The following is a 13427-nucleotide window of genomic DNA, read 5'->3' as shown; positions in this document are numbered from 1 at the left end:
TCCATGAACAACACACCTGTTTTGAACTGGATTGATGGCCTGTGGCTCGATTCAGGCGTTTACAAAGATTCCATTAACCCCGCGACGTATGAGCGGATCGGGCGATATGCTGAGGGCGGTGCCTATGAGGCACAGCAGGGCATTGAGGCAGCGTTGCGTTCGTTTGCACAAACATCTTGGAAAGATGATCGCACTCTGCGCGCCACGGTACTGTTGGAGCTGGCGGATGGTTTTGAACGCAATGCCGAAGAGCTGATAGACACGTTGGCGCTGGAAAACGGCAAGATTCGTCCAGAAGCCGAATTCGAAGTGCGCATGGTGCCGCCTAAATTGCGCTATTACGCTGCAATGGTGCGTGCTGAGTACGGACGTTCAGCGGAGCCGAAGCCCGGCAGGATTTCCCTGGTGCTGCGTCAGGCCGTGGGTGTCGCGGGCATCATCGTGCCGTGGAATTCGCCGGTGGTATTGATGATTCGTTCGTTGGCCCCGGCGCTGGCCGCAGGTTGCACCACGGTAATCAAGATGCCGGGGCAGACCGCTCAAACCAACGCGCTGCTCGCGCGGATCATGAGTGAGGCGCGGTCATTGCCTCGCGGTGTCATCAATTTGTTCAGCGAACTGGGAGCGGCGGGTTCGATCCATCTGGTTGAATCACCCAAGGTGCCGGTGATCAGTTTTACCGGCAGTACCAGCACGGGCCGCGCGATCTCGGCAGCGGGTGCGCAACACCTCAAACGCTTCGGTCTGGAGTTGGGTGGCAAGACGCCGATGTTGGTGTTTAACGATGCCGATCTCGATGTGGCCGTACCGGTGTTGCTCAAAGCCCTGACCGTGTTCGCCGGGCAGTTCTGTATGACGGGTTCGCGGTTATTGGTCCAGCGTGATATCGCCGCCGAGCTGATTGAACGTCTGGCTGCACGCCTTAAGGCGGTGCGTGTGGGGCCTGCGGCGGATCCGACCAGCGAAATGGGGCCGTTGATCGACAAGCCTAACGTGCAACGCGTCAACCAAGTGGTCGAGGAGGCGATTGACGCCGGTGCGCAAGTGATCGTGCGCGGCGGCCCGATCACCGATGGGCCGCTCGCCAAGGGTGCATTTTATCGACCGACGCTGTTGCGTGTCAGCGATCCCGAAATGGCCATCGTCCAGCGTGAAACGTTTGGACCGGTGCTGACCTTGCAGGTTTTTGACAGTGAGGTCGAGGCGGTCGAAATGGCCAACAACAGCGAGTTCGGCCTGGCCGCCAGCGTTTGGACCCGCGATGTCGATCGCTCGCTGCGAGTAGCACGCGAATTGGAGGTCGGCACTGTCTGGGTCAACGATTGGGCCATGGTGTTCGATGAGTTCGAGGAGGGCGGTTTCAAACAGTCGGGGCAGGGTCGTCTCAATGGTGTGGCGGCCATGGATGATTTCATTGAGTACAAACACATCGCACTCAATCCCGGTCTGCGTCAGGGATGAGCGCCATACGATTGCAACACTTACTGGTTGGGGCAGTGTTGGCCGGGACGCTGACAACGTCCTCGGCCCTGTTCGCCAATGAAACAAGGGATAACGCTATGCCCCAAGAGCGGTTGTACGACGCTTTGCTCGATGCGCTCAATGCTACGTTCGGCCGTCACCCCGGATTCAGGGCCACCCATGCCAAAGGCCTATTGCTCAATGGCACATTCAAGGCTTCGCGCGTCGCCGGCTCAATCAGTCGAGCTGCCCACCTGCAAGGGCAAACGGTGCCAGTGGTGCTTAGGTTCTCCAACTTCAGTGGTGTACCGGCTACCGCTGACGGGGATCCGATGGCCAGCCCGAGAGGGTTGGCAGTGCGTTTTACCCTACCGAGCGGCGAGGCCACCGATATCGTGACGCACTCGTTCGACGGCTTCCCGGTCGCCACGCCAGAAGACTTCCTGAGATTTCTGCAAGGCATTGCCGCCAATGTCGCAACACCGCCGGATCCCCAGCCACTTCAAACCTTTTTGGCGAACCATCCACGGGCGCAGCATTTTCTGGAAACGCCCAAACTGCCACCGCGCAGCTATGTGGGGCTCGAATACTTCGGTGTCAACGCACTGGTGTTCAGCAATCGTCAGGGCGATGAGCTAATTGGCCGTTACCGCATCGAACCCCTACTCAAGCAGCCATTGCTGAATGACACCCAGGCGGCCACGATGTCCGCTGATTACTTGCAGGAGGAAATCAGCGCGCGACTGAGCGAGGGCTCGTTGAAGATGCGATTGGTGCTGCAACTGGCAGCGTCGAGAGACGCAGTCGAAGATGGCTCAATCCCGTGGTCGCGTCAGAATAAGGAAGTTGAACTGGGGATTTTCAGTCTTGCTGCACTGGAACCAGCCGAGACACAGCAACTCGCTCAGCAACGTCTGGCGTTCAGTCCGGCGCGTTTGCCAGACGGTATCAACCTCAGTAGTGATCCGATGACGCTGGCGCGCGATCGGGTTTATCAGCGGGCGGTACTCAGGCGCCAGCGACCATGAGCAGCCATTCGGGCGCTCGCTGGAAACAATGGGTGTTGTCATGGCTGGTGGTATTGCCGCTAACGGTGAGCATGCCCTGGGGCTTGGCGACGTTGCTGGAACTGGCGGATTTACATTGGCCAGGGTGGCTGTTCAAAGTCGCGGTGGCCGGGTTGATCTCTTTCAACATGGTTTACTGGATGTTGCCGTTAAGTGCTCGGCTGTTGTCACGCTGGTTGCTGCGCTGAGGCCTGTGCCCCACCCTCCGTTCAGGAGGGCGGAGCGCCAGGCTCAGTCTTTAAGTCTGTCGCGATCCTTGGGTTGCGGCAGAAAGAATGTGCCAAGTATTGCGGTCCTGACCGCAATCACGCTCGGATACCACAACCCGCAATAGATATCGCCCGTGGCCGCGACCATGGCGAACGCCACCGTTGGCAGGCAGCCGCTGAACCAAGCGTTGCCGATGTGATAGGGCAGCGACATCGAGGTGTAGCGGATGCGGGTCGGGAACAGTTCGACCAGCCACGCCGCAATCGTGCTGTACCGCCGAGCAACGCCTTGATCACCACTTTGGGTTGCTCCAGCGCGTGAACGATTCGGGCAGCGGCGGTTTCGGCGCCTTGCCTTCGGCCTTCATCTTCTTGAACGCCGGCGCCGTAGAGGTAAAAGTCGTAGCACTCGAACACCGTGCCGAGGGAGGGCGCGAAGACGGCCTTGCGCTCCTCCTTGGTGATGTCGCCGCTGTGGGGTGGACTGCTTGTCGCACTCTGGTCTGTGGATTCGATTAAAGATCGCTTGTTGGCGGCCGATAGCTGCCGATCGCCATCGATTCAAGAATCCATTTTTCAGGGACGACGCCCATGAATGCTTCATTGCAGAGCGCTGCCGCGCAAATCCGTCAGGCCGTTCGGGTCGCCACCGAAGGCCTTGTAGGGCGTGAACAGTTGGCGGAGCTGATTGTTCTGGCCGCTGTGGCGCAGGAGCATATTCTGGTCATCGGCCCACCGGGCACCGCGAAAAGCGCGGTGGTGCGGCGGGTGGCGCAATCGATGGGTGGGCGTTATTTCGAATACCTGCTGGGGCGCTTCACCGAGCCGTCGGAGCTGTTTGGCGCGGTCGACCTGAAAAAGCTCCGTGAAGGCACGGTAGAAACGGATGTCAGCGGTATGCTCCCGGAAGCCGATATCGTCTTTCTCGACGAGGTTTTCCTCGGCTCGACGGCGATCCTCAATACCTTGCTTGGCGTGCTCAACGAACGCCGTTTTCGTCGAGGTCACACGCAGATTCAGTGCCCGTTGCGAGTGTGTGTCGGCGCCTCCAATGGTCTGCCGGATGATGAAGCGCTGGCAGCCTTTGGTGACCGATTCCTGCTGCACCTGTTTGTCGAGTCGGTGCCGGACAATCAGCTTGAAGCGATGCTCGCCGGCGGTTGGCAATCCGAGCAGCGGCCGGTTCAGCAACTGCTGGGCCTGAGCCAACTGGACACGCTCGGCCAGGCTTTGAAAAACGTCGTCATGACGGCTGTTCGTCCGGCACTGGCCCAGGCCATTCGCCGACTGCGCGAGGCCGGTATTCAGTTGTCGGATCGACGCATCGTCAAATCCCAGCGCCTGATCGCCGCCGCGGCATTGCTCGGTGGGCGACTTGAGGCCAGCGAAGCGGATCTGTGGCCGTTGCTGTATGTGCTGCCGACCAAGGAAACCCAGCAGCATGGTCGCGAAGTACTGCGCGAGATCTTCGCCCAGTCCAATAACAGTCATTTGTTTAGCGCTGTGGAAGAAGCCACCTTGCAGCCGATGTCGCGGCTCAGTCGCTTGCTGGAAACCGGCGAGGATTATCTGGCGCGCAACGAGCCACCGGCGAGTGCCTTGCTCGAAGGCCTGCTGCGCGAAATCGACGCCAATTTCAACGAACAGACCATTCCGTCGTCGTTGCAGGATGTGCGCGGTCAGGTGGCGCGTCTGCTGACGTCTGCGGCATGACGATCAAACCGATGAGTTGGGCCTGGCAGTCACGGCGCACGCCGGTCAGACCCCAGGCCGCCGTGGCGTGGGGCGACGTCGCGCGGCGCTTGCACGCACGGTTGCTGTCGATCCCCGAGGAACAGGCCGGGCGCCTGCAAGCCACGGCCAATCGTGACGTGTTGGTGGTGACCGGTGTCGCAACGGATCTGCCGTGGGTCGACGGCGTGGCATATGCGGCGATGGACGACCGTGCACCGGGGCTGTGGCTGCCAACCAGTTGGGAGCCCGACCGGCCGACAGACCTGCTGGGGCTTGCGCTGTCCAATAGATTCGCGCGGGCGCCGCTGCTGCTCTGGCGCGAGCCAGCCGCCGTGGTGCCGCTGGATCGTTTGTTGCCAGTGACTGCGCAGCATTTGCAGCGCATTGATGCTTATTGGGCGGGCCGCTGATGCAATTACCGGAATCGCTGCACCCCTGGCGCGACTGGCTGCAATGGTTTGCCCCAGAACAACTACCCCTGTTTGCTGACCTGTTCGGGCGTCTGGATCCGGTGCTGGGTCCGCTGCGCGGCCAACAGCAGGGCGGGGTGCCCGAGCCCGACGGCTTGGCCGATCTGCAACGTCGTGGCCCTTATGAGCGGTTGTTGTCGAGTGAATGGTTGCTGGCCGATGAAGTGCCCGACGAGTTTCTGCGCCGGGCCGTGGTGGGTGAGCATCTGTTTCTCGCGCCGCAATATCGCTCGCATCAGGCCAGCCGCTTGATGGTTGTGCTGTTCGATGCCGGGCCGCTGCAACTGGGCGCCGCGCGTCTGGTTCACATGGCCTTGCTGATCCTGCTTGCACGTCGTGCCAAAGACGCTGGCGCCGAGCTGCGCTGGGGCATTTTGCAGCAGGCACCGGAACTGCATGCGCTCGACAGTGCAGCACAGCTCAAATGCTTGCTCAGCGCCCGTACCTTCAAAACCGTTGACACCGGGCACTGGCAGGCCTGGCGTGACGGATTGAATGCGCAACCGGAGCCCGTCGGCGAGTGCTGGCTGGTGGGCCAGCGCTTGTCCGCGACCGAGGGCTTGTCCTGCACCCATCGCGTCCAGGTATCGCGCAGCCTCGACGGACGCAGTCTGTCGGTGGCGCTGCAAGCGGCGGGCTCCCGGCGCGTGACTTTGCCGGTTCCCGATGAGCGCCTGGCCTTGCAGTTGCTCAAAGGCCAGTTCGAAGGCGAAGTGGTCGCGACTGCGCCAGCCGCCAAGGGGTGCGTTCCGCGTGTGTCGCTGACCTTGCCGCCAGTGATTTCCAGCGCGGGTACCCATGTCGCCATGAAGATGCTCGATGAACCGGGCATGGTGGTGATCAAGTTGCCGGCACAGAACCAGAAGAAGCCGATCGAGATACGCCGCAATCTGTGGGCTGTCGGAAAAACACCGTTGGCTCCGACGTTCTTTGGCAGAGCTTTGGGTGCCGTTCTGAGTGACGCATGGAAATTGTCGTTCTGGAACATGCCGGGCCTTAAATCGGTCGACAAGCCATGCCCCGAAGAACTGAAACTGCTGCCCGGCACTGCCACATTCCTGCCGGTGGCCGGATTGCGCAATCACTCGAGCGGCCGATTGTTCTTGCTCGATACCCAGGGGCATCTGGCGTTCTGGGTGCTGGAGACCGGGCGCTCACCGGCCAAGCCCTTGCCCCGGCATACTCATCACCTGACGAATAATGTCTTGGGTCTGGCCAAGACGTTCGGCAGCACGGCGACTTTTGTGCGCCGCGAAGGTAATCGCTTGCACGCACACACGGTTGACCCTGACGGCGAGGTCTCGGCTGCAGTTGACGTGGGTTTGGCCGAGCACATCAGTCAGGTGCTGTTTGTCGGCGGGCGGCGCAGGTATCTCGATAGCTGTGCGTTGCTGACCTTGAAAAATGACGAGTGCGAGAGCTGGCGCGTGGTATCGGCCGACGGCTCTGCTTTCGAAACGCAAAGAATTGACCTGGCACCCGGCTGGAAAGGTATCGGCCTGCTGAAAGAGGACAATGAGCCCTATTCCCTGCTGTTGCTCGGTCGGCAGGCCGTAGCCATTCATTACGAAGGCGAGCAACGCGTGTTATTCACCACTACCGATACCATCGCCAAATCAAGTTTTTGCCCCATGAGTGGCGTGCTCGCCGTGCTGACCAGCACCCGCGAGTTGCTGGTGTATTCGGTGCCGCAGCGCCTGATGCGCCTGCAAACGTTCTGCAACGATCAGCCGTACAAGAAGGAAGGCACCGATGACTGGACATGACGCGGCATTGATCCGCCGTCCGCTCTTGACCGGGCACCAACACATCGAGGGCCTGTGGTTTTCCGCCGATCGTTTCGACGAAAGCGAACGCGCCCGACTGCTCCTCGAACACTGGCAAACCGAGGCCCGGGCCTACCGTTTCGCCGACGGTGATCTGTTGCGCTTTCGCCAGCCCATCGCCGTGCAATGCGAGGCGTTGACCGGTTGGCCGCTGACTCGTCAAGGCACCGCACTGTGTTCGGCGCTGCTCGATCCGCAGGAAATGCGCAACCTGCCGGCTGCCGACCTTTGGCTGGTGCGCGGCAGTCACGTCAGTGCCCTGCATTTGCGCGATGCCGTGGTCCTGGCACCGGGTGACTGGCTTGACATCAGTGGCCTCACCTTGCTCGACACCTATGACTGTCGCAACGTGCTGCCGGAGCCAGTGCTTGAGCCCGTGACCGTGGTCACCGACCTTCGGGAAATTCTTGGCGACGCGTTGCGTCCGGTCAGCCCCGAGCAGGCACAGGTCATGAAAGCGTTGCTGGAACGTCAGCAAATCGCGGCGAAGGAGCCGGCCTATCAAGCCGTCACGGCGAAAGAAACGGGGTGGACGCAATCGGCTGACACGCCTTTGCCGTGGCTGAAGCTCGTTGTGACCCTGGCGATTCTGATAGCGGTTTTATGGATGGGGTCGCAGGGACAAAATCCCGGACTGCAAGGCTTGCCGGCGAAAACAGCGTCGCCGGTCTCGGTGCAAATCAGCGCCATCGTGGTCGGGACGTTGATCGGCGGGATTGCCCTGACTCTGATATTGGCCGGGCTGCGCCACCTGTTGCGCCGACCGGCGCCAGTGCTGCCTTCGGCTCCCCGTGTCGCCGAGCCCGGCATCGACGCCCGCGCCACACCGGTCAAAGCCAAGCCGTCGCGCTGGCGGCGCTGGGTGACGCGCCTGACTGAAAATTCGCGTCTGTCGGCTCTGTATGGCAAACGTCAGGCCGCCTACATGCGGCGCATGCTCGATATGTTCGAGGACGGCGATTTCGAAGAGGCGCTGCGTCACGCTATTCCATTGGGCAGCGAGCAGAGCAGCGGCGAGCAATCGTTCGGTACGCCGCAGCGCCGTGAGGATCTGATGATCGACCACGGCCGTGGACCCACGCGCTCGATCAGGTTCGAACACGACATGGAAGCGCATCTGCGGCAGATCTACCGGCAGACCTTTGAGCGTCTGGATCGCGAGGGCCGCATTGAGGAAGCGGTGTTCGTGCTCGCCGAGCTGCTCAAGGTGCGTCAGGAGTCGCTCGACTATCTGGAGAAGCACGGACGGCTGCAACAAGCCGCCGACCTCGCGCTGGCCTGGGATATGCCGTCTGCGATGATCGTGCGCCTGCTATGTCTGGCCGATAACTGGCAGCGCGCCTTGCTGGTCGCCCGGCGTGACGACGCGTTTGCAGCCGCCGTGACATTGCTGCAAGGCAAGTGGCCGGACAGCGCCGACCGTTTGCGTCTGGAATGGGCCGAATCGCTGACCCGCAAGGGCCTCTGGCTGCAAGCCGTCGAGGTGATCTGGCCGCTGACCGCAGAGCGCCAACGTGCTGCCCAGTGGCTGCTGGATGCTGAAGCGGCGGGGGGGAAGCTAGCGTTGGGCGCATTGGTGAAACGGGCGGTGCTGTTGCCCGATACCTTGCAGGCTTACGCCGAGTGGGTCGAGCAACTGCGCGATGATCCGGCGCGTCACGCCGAGCGCGCGGCATTGGCCGAGATTTTGTTGCAGCACAAGACGCACGTGAGTGCGCTGGCCTGGCTGGCCGGTGCCATCGTGCACGCGGTGCTGGCCGACCAGATCGACGGCCATTGTCGCTTGACGCATCTGCAATTGCAGGCACTGGTCAGCATGAGCAAGGACAAACTGTTGCAGGCCGACCTGCCGGGGGCGTTACCGACCCTCGCCGCGAGGGTCTCGTTGTCGCAAGTGGGTGAGCCACTTGAATGGACAGCCCCGTTCATGGGCAACCGCAAGATTCTCGATGCGGTGCCGCTGGAGCAGGGGCGTTATTTGCTCGCGTTGGGTGAGGCGGGGGCGATGGTAATCGATGCGCAAGGTCAGAGCCTGTGCCATTTCCCGGTGCCGGCACACGACATAGTGCTGGCCCATGACCGGCAGGTCGTACTGGTGCTGGCCCGACGCGATGATGTCTGGCGTATCAGCAAGCTCGATCTGGTCACGCGCAGTGCGACAGATCTGGGCGTGCAGCGGTTTGACGTGTTCGCCCGGTCATTCGACGGTTTGACCTGGACCGTCGGACGGGATCGGCAGGTACGGGTAGTCGATGTCGATCATGGATTCGAAACCCTGTGGCATGTCAGCGATTTGCCGGGTCAGGTCTGCGGCATGAAAGATGATGCGCAAAACGAACTGCTGTGGCTGACTCACCCGGACCAGGGCTTGTATCTGTGGCACTACCGCTTGCCCGAGCGTCGGCTGATCAGTCGGGATTTGATGCCGGCCTTGCCAGTGGGCAGTTTCCGGTTGCTCGACACCGATGGTCGGGTACTCGGCGCAACACTCAAACTGGCTGACAATGAAGATCCTGTTCTGGTGGTTGAGTGGATCGGCGGGCGCAAAGGCTACCGGTTACCGGGGCTGGATGCGCAAGAAAGCGATGGGCTGGATGTGTATCTGCATCTGCATGGCCAATGGATGCTGACTCGTTACCTGATCAACGATCACCAGATGCGGTGGCATTTCATTCATCGCGGCAGCGACCAACTCTGCGCCACGTTGCAATGGCCTTTGCACGGTGCGCAATTACGCTGTTTCGGGCCCGATTTCTTGCTGTTCGATCACCATGGGCGTTTCAGTCATATCAACGTCGACGCGGCCACCCAACACAACCTTTCGCTGAATTGAACCGGCCGGGCCGCCTACGCTTTAACCCAGCGCTGGCGGCTCCACGCACTCAACCAGTCCACCGCAAACACCAGCACCAGCATCGCCAGAATCACTGTGCTGGCCTGCGCTTCCTGAAACAGGCTCAGGCTCACATACAGCATCTGCCCGAGCCCGCCAGCGCCGACAAAACCCAGCACGCTGGCCATTCGGATGTTGTTCTCCCAGCGATACAGGCAGTAGGCGAGCAGTTGCGGCGCAAGGTTGGGCAAGGTGCCGTAGCAGAAGGCGAGGATCGGGTTGCCGCCCTGCAAACGGATCGCTTCGGCGGGTTGCGGCGGGGTGTTTTCCAGGGCTTCGGCGAACAATCGGCCGAGCACGCCAGTGGTGTGTAGGGCAAGGGCGAGGGTGCCAGCGTTTGGGCCCAGGCCGGCGGCGAGCACCATCAGCGCGGCCCAGACCAGCTCGGGGATCGCCCGCAGGCCGTTGAGCAACAGGCGCGAAACACTTTGCAGCGGCCAGCCGAAACGCCCGGCAGCGGGCAGGGCGAGGAGGATGCCGAACAACGCCGCGAGCAGGGTTCCAATAGCTGACATGGCCAACGTTTCCATCGAGCCTTTGAAAATGGCTTTCAGGTAATCCGCACTCAGATCCGGGCTGAAAAAGCGCTGCACATACGCCGCCATCTGTTTCAGGCTGGTGGCGCTGCCCAGTTCGCTGATGTCGAGGCTCAGGTAAGTGAAAGCAGCGATGACGGCCACACCGATACCCGCGATCAGCAACAGATTGATCAGGCGATTCATGCCAGTCTCCAGCGCAGCAAGCGGCTAAGTTGATCGGCTGCGAGCACCAGCAGCAGGAAGGTCAGCAGAATACTGGCGACCTCACCGCCAGCGAACATGCGGATCGACAGATCGATTTGCTGGCCGAGCCCTCCGGCACCAACAAAGCCCATCACCACCGAAGCGCGGATCGCGCACTCCCATCGATACACCGTGTACGACAATAATTCCGCCGCCACATTGGGCAGAATACCGTAGGCAAAAGCAGCCAGTCGGCCACTGCCAGCCTGCAACAACGCGTGTGCCGGCCGCTGACTGGTGGACTCGAAAATCTCCGCGTAAACCTTGCCGAGCATGCCGCTGTAGGTGATGGCGATTGCCAGCACACCCGCCGCCGGCCCTAACCCGACGGCGCGCACGAACAGCAGCGCCCAGACGATTTCCGGCACGCTGCGCAAAAAGATCAGCAAGCCGCGAATCGGCCAGCGCAGCAAACGCCCCAGCCGACTTGGAACACCGCCCCTCGAGGCCGCGGACAGCGATAGGGCGCGACTGGCGATCAGGCTGGCCGGTATCGCCAATACCAGCGCCAGCGCCATGCCGGCTGTGGCGATGGCCAGGGTTTGCAAGGTGGCTTTGAGCAGTAACTGGAGAAACGCTTCGTCGTGCGCCGGTGGCCAGAATTGCGCGACAAACCGGCCCATTTCATTCTGGCTGTCGGGTAGCAGCACGCCCAGATTCAGTTCACTGAGCTGGATCCCCGGCCACAACAAGGCAATCGCCAACACGGTCAACAGCAGCCGTGGCCATGCCGCGGGATCCCGTGAATCAGCGCTCAGCATCGTGGAATCTGCACAGTCAAAGGCGCCACCGCAGCCGTTGGCGATTGCATTTTTTCGTTGGCGTACAGCGCATCGAGCATCTCGGGGCTGACTTGATCGCAAGGACTGTCGAACAGAATCTGCCCCTCTCGCAAACCGATGATGCGAGGAAAGTGCGAGAGCGCCAGATCCACCGCGTGCAGGCTCGCCACCAGCGTAACGTTGTGCTCGCGGGCATGCCGAGACAGGATCGACAGCGTGTGCCCGGCCATGACTGGGTCCATCGCCGAAACCGGCTCGTCGGCCAACAAAATCTCCGGCGCCTGATACAGCACCCGAGCGATGCCGACGCGCTGCAATTGGCCCCCCGACAATTGCTGGCAATGGGCGAACAGCTTATCGCCCAGATCCAGACGCGCCAACGCCGCGCGGGCGCCGGGCACGTCCAGCGGATGGAGTAGATTCAACAAACTTTTGCCCAGACTCCACTGCCCGAGTTTGCCGGCCAGCACCGCCGTGACCACCCGTTGACGCGGCGGCAGGGGCGGTGCCTGGTGCACCAGACCGATACGCGCGCGCAGGCGCTGCCGTTGGTGCGCAGACAACTGCCAGGCGCGCTCGCCTAGCACTTGGATCTCACCGCTGCTGGGCCGCAGAGCGGTGGCCAGCAGGTTGAGCAAACTCGATTTACCAGCGCCGGACGGGCCGATGATGGCGACCTGTTCGCCGACGCCAATCTGCAAGTCGATGCTGCGAAGCGCGTCGACTCCATTGGCGTGACGCAGGCTACCTTGGGTGAGGCGTAAGGTCATTTCAGCAGATCGGCAGCGCGGGCGGCTTCCTCGATGCCCTTGTAGTTCTCAGGCTTGGTATCGATGAAGCGGCTGGCCGCCTGCAGATCAAGAATCTTCTTCTGCTCAGGGTTGGCCGGGTCCAGATCGAGGAAAGCTTTTTTGATCTTCGCCGCCAGTGCCGGGTCGAGCGTGCCGCGCACGGTCCAGTTGTAATCGAAGTAGGGCGGGGTGGTGGCGAAGACTTTCACTTTTGTGGTGTCGACCTTGCCGGCATCCACCAGTTTCTGCCAGACACTGGCGTTCAACACACCCGCGTCGACCTTGCCGGCCTGCACCCAGGCAACGGTGGCGTCGTGGGCGCCGGAGTAGGCGACGCGGCTGAAATACGCTTCCGGCTTAATGCCGTCATTTTTCAGCATGAAGTAACGCGGCATCAGGCTGCCGGAAGTGGACGACACGGAACCGAAGGCGAAGGTCTTGCCTTTCAGGTCGGCCAGGCTCTTGACGTTCGGGTCAGCCGTGATGAATTTGCTGGTGAACTGCGCGTCCTGTTCGCGCTGCACCAGTGGAATCACCGGGGTGGTGGCGTCGGTCTTCAAGCGCGCCTGAACAAAGGTGAAGCCGCCCAGCCAGGCCATGTCGAGACGGTCGGTGGCGAGTGCTTCTACTACCGCCGGGTAATCGGCCACCGGCACGAACTGCACCTTCATGCCCAGTTGTTGTTCCAGATAAGCGCCCAGTGGCTCGAATTTGCGCAGCAGCTCGGTCGGGGCCTCATCGGGAATGGCGCTGACCTTCAGCACATCGGCGGCGTGCGCCACCAGAGCGGAAAAGGACAGGGCCAGACCGGCCGTCAATGCCAGGGTTCGCTTGAGCATGGGAATCTCCGTTTCGTAAGCGTCAATGTCGGTGCGCCTGCAACTGGGCGCAAAGTCAGGTTAGACGAAACGGCGAGGTTATACGCATTCGACGATCCAAAGGCCAGTGTTGACAGGCGCCGCTTATAAATGAGCGCGGCGCGAGCAGCTTGTTCCCGGGCTTTAAGGTCAGTTGGACTCAGGCAATCTGGCAATCACTTTGATCTCGAAATCGAAACCATACAGCCAGGTCACGCCCACTGCGGTCACGGTCGGATGTGGCGCGTCGCCCCAGAATTCTGAAAGAACCACATTCCTGATCGCCTCGAGCTTCGATTGCGGGTCGACGATGAAGACGGTGACATCCACCACGTCGCCGAAGGTACAACCGGACTCATTGAGGATGGCGTTCAAATGGCTGAAGGCCAGGCGCACCCGGGTTTGCAGATCCGGCTCGGGTGAGCCGTCCTCGGTGCTGCCGACTTGTCCCGAGACAAAGAGAAAGCTGTTGGAGCGAATGGCCGCTGAGTAGCGATTGCGCTCGTAAAGCGTTCTGCGTTCAGGAGGAAAAACTACGTCGCGCTGCGTCACGGG

General features: G+C 61.4%; 12 protein-coding genes and 1 pseudogene. 7 read left to right on the top strand and 6 right to left on the bottom strand.

The features are described 5' to 3' along the window. Positions 1 to 3: 3 nt before the first annotated feature. The 3 genes from AACY50_RS22765 to AACY50_RS22755 all read left to right on the top strand — a co-directional run bounded on the left by AACY50_RS22765 (position 4) and on the right by AACY50_RS22755 (position 2716). Complete coding sequence (locus AACY50_RS22765; protein WP_339433018.1) at positions 4 to 1461, top strand: aldehyde dehydrogenase family protein; 1458 nt, start codon at positions 4 to 6, stop codon at positions 1459 to 1461. 98 nt (positions 1462 to 1559) lie between these two features. Next, positions 1560 to 2489, top strand: a complete 930-nt coding sequence (locus AACY50_RS22760) for a catalase family peroxidase (protein ID WP_339433019.1) — start codon at positions 1560 to 1562, stop codon at positions 2487 to 2489. Further along, positions 2486 to 2716, top strand: coding sequence for a hypothetical protein (locus tag AACY50_RS22755; protein WP_339433020.1), 231 nt, complete (start codon positions 2486 to 2488; stop codon positions 2714 to 2716). Before AACY50_RS22760 ends, AACY50_RS22755 begins: the two co-directional genes overlap by 4 nt. Positions 2717 to 2759: 43 nt before the next feature. Here AACY50_RS22755 and AACY50_RS22750 read toward each other — a convergent pair. Then, positions 2760 to 3011 (bottom strand): annotated as a pseudogene (locus tag AACY50_RS22750) (MFS transporter); the annotation flags it as partial. 317 nt (positions 3012 to 3328) lie between these two features. Here AACY50_RS22750 and AACY50_RS22745 point away from each other — a divergent pair. The 4 genes from AACY50_RS22745 to AACY50_RS22730 are packed head-to-tail and all read left to right on the top strand — an operon-like array spanning position 3329 to position 9600. Then, the gene (locus tag AACY50_RS22745; RefSeq protein ID WP_339466032.1) at positions 3329 to 4450 is read left to right on the top strand and encodes an AAA family ATPase; all 1122 of its coding nucleotides are present in this window, start codon (positions 3329 to 3331) and stop codon (positions 4448 to 4450) included. Next, positions 4447 to 4881 (top strand): bpX5 domain-containing protein, encoded by a 435-nt coding sequence (locus AACY50_RS22740; protein WP_339466030.1) that lies wholly within the window; start codon positions 4447 to 4449, stop codon positions 4879 to 4881. The genes AACY50_RS22745 and AACY50_RS22740 overlap by 4 nt, the downstream gene beginning before the upstream one ends. Next, entirely contained in the window at positions 4881 to 6707 is a 1827-nt protein-coding gene (locus AACY50_RS22735) for a hypothetical protein (RefSeq protein WP_339433023.1), read from the top strand. The genes AACY50_RS22740 and AACY50_RS22735 overlap by 1 nt, the downstream gene beginning before the upstream one ends. Continuing rightward, positions 6694 to 9600 (top strand): bpX6 domain-containing protein, encoded by a 2907-nt coding sequence (locus tag AACY50_RS22730; protein WP_339433024.1) that lies wholly within the window; start codon positions 6694 to 6696, stop codon positions 9598 to 9600. Before AACY50_RS22735 ends, AACY50_RS22730 begins: the two co-directional genes overlap by 14 nt. 14 nt (positions 9601 to 9614) lie before the next feature. On the opposite strand, the gene phnE is transcribed toward AACY50_RS22730, so the two are convergent. From phnE to AACY50_RS22705, 5 genes are all read right to left on the bottom strand, one after another. Beyond that, positions 9615 to 10382, bottom strand: a complete 768-nt coding sequence (phnE, locus tag AACY50_RS22725; RefSeq protein ID WP_339466028.1) for a phosphonate ABC transporter, permease protein PhnE — start codon at positions 10380 to 10382, stop codon at positions 9615 to 9617. Continuing rightward, positions 10379 to 11203: a PhnE/PtxC family ABC transporter permease gene (locus AACY50_RS22720; protein WP_339496032.1), complete on the bottom strand. Its 825-nt coding sequence runs from the start codon at positions 11201 to 11203 to the stop codon at positions 10379 to 10381. Before AACY50_RS22720 ends, phnE begins: the two co-directional genes overlap by 4 nt. Next, positions 11197 to 11994 (bottom strand): phosphonate ABC transporter ATP-binding protein, encoded by a 798-nt coding sequence (locus AACY50_RS22715; protein ID WP_339539206.1) that lies wholly within the window; start codon positions 11992 to 11994, stop codon positions 11197 to 11199. The genes AACY50_RS22720 and AACY50_RS22715 overlap by 7 nt, the downstream gene beginning before the upstream one ends. Further along, positions 11991 to 12854 (bottom strand): putative selenate ABC transporter substrate-binding protein, encoded by an 864-nt coding sequence (locus AACY50_RS22710; RefSeq protein WP_221732561.1) that lies wholly within the window; start codon positions 12852 to 12854, stop codon positions 11991 to 11993. The genes AACY50_RS22715 and AACY50_RS22710 overlap by 4 nt, the downstream gene beginning before the upstream one ends. Before the next feature lie 168 nt (positions 12855 to 13022). Beyond that, positions 13023 to 13424: a RidA family protein gene (locus tag AACY50_RS22705; protein WP_339539205.1), complete on the bottom strand. Its 402-nt coding sequence runs from the start codon at positions 13422 to 13424 to the stop codon at positions 13023 to 13025. Positions 13425 to 13427: the final 3 nt, after the last annotated feature.

Origin of the sequence: Pseudomonas sp. RA_15y_Pfl2_54, assembly GCF_963971015.1 — a bacterium.
Taxonomy (GTDB): domain Bacteria; phylum Pseudomonadota; class Gammaproteobacteria; order Pseudomonadales; family Pseudomonadaceae; genus Aquipseudomonas; species Aquipseudomonas baetica_A.
This window is presented reverse-complemented; position numbering and strand designations above follow the sequence as displayed.

Coding starts and splice junctions, on each gene's coding strand:
- AACY50_RS22745 (WP_339466032.1), top strand. CDS start 3,329: ATGAATGCTTCATTGCAGAGCGCTGCCGCGCAAATCCGTCAGGCCGTT.
- AACY50_RS22760 (WP_339433019.1), top strand. CDS start 1,560: ATGCCCCAAGAGCGGTTGTACGACGCTTTGCTCGATGCGCTCAATGCT.
- AACY50_RS22755 (WP_339433020.1), top strand. CDS start 2,486: ATGAGCAGCCATTCGGGCGCTCGCTGGAAACAATGGGTGTTGTCATGG.
- phnE (WP_339466028.1), bottom strand. CDS start 10,382: ATGAATCGCCTGATCAATCTGTTGCTGATCGCGGGTATCGGTGTGGCC.
- AACY50_RS22730 (WP_339433024.1), top strand. CDS start 6,694: ATGACTGGACATGACGCGGCATTGATCCGCCGTCCGCTCTTGACCGGG.
- AACY50_RS22715 (WP_339539206.1), bottom strand. CDS start 11,994: ATGACCTTACGCCTCACCCAAGGTAGCCTGCGTCACGCCAATGGAGTC.
- AACY50_RS22710 (WP_221732561.1), bottom strand. CDS start 12,854: ATGCTCAAGCGAACCCTGGCATTGACGGCCGGTCTGGCCCTGTCCTTT.
- AACY50_RS22765 (WP_339433018.1), top strand. CDS start 4: ATGAACAACACACCTGTTTTGAACTGGATTGATGGCCTGTGGCTCGAT.
- AACY50_RS22720 (WP_339496032.1), bottom strand. CDS start 11,203: ATGCTGAGCGCTGATTCACGGGATCCCGCGGCATGGCCACGGCTGCTG.
- AACY50_RS22735 (WP_339433023.1), top strand. CDS start 4,881: ATGCAATTACCGGAATCGCTGCACCCCTGGCGCGACTGGCTGCAATGG.
- AACY50_RS22740 (WP_339466030.1), top strand. CDS start 4,447: ATGACGATCAAACCGATGAGTTGGGCCTGGCAGTCACGGCGCACGCCG.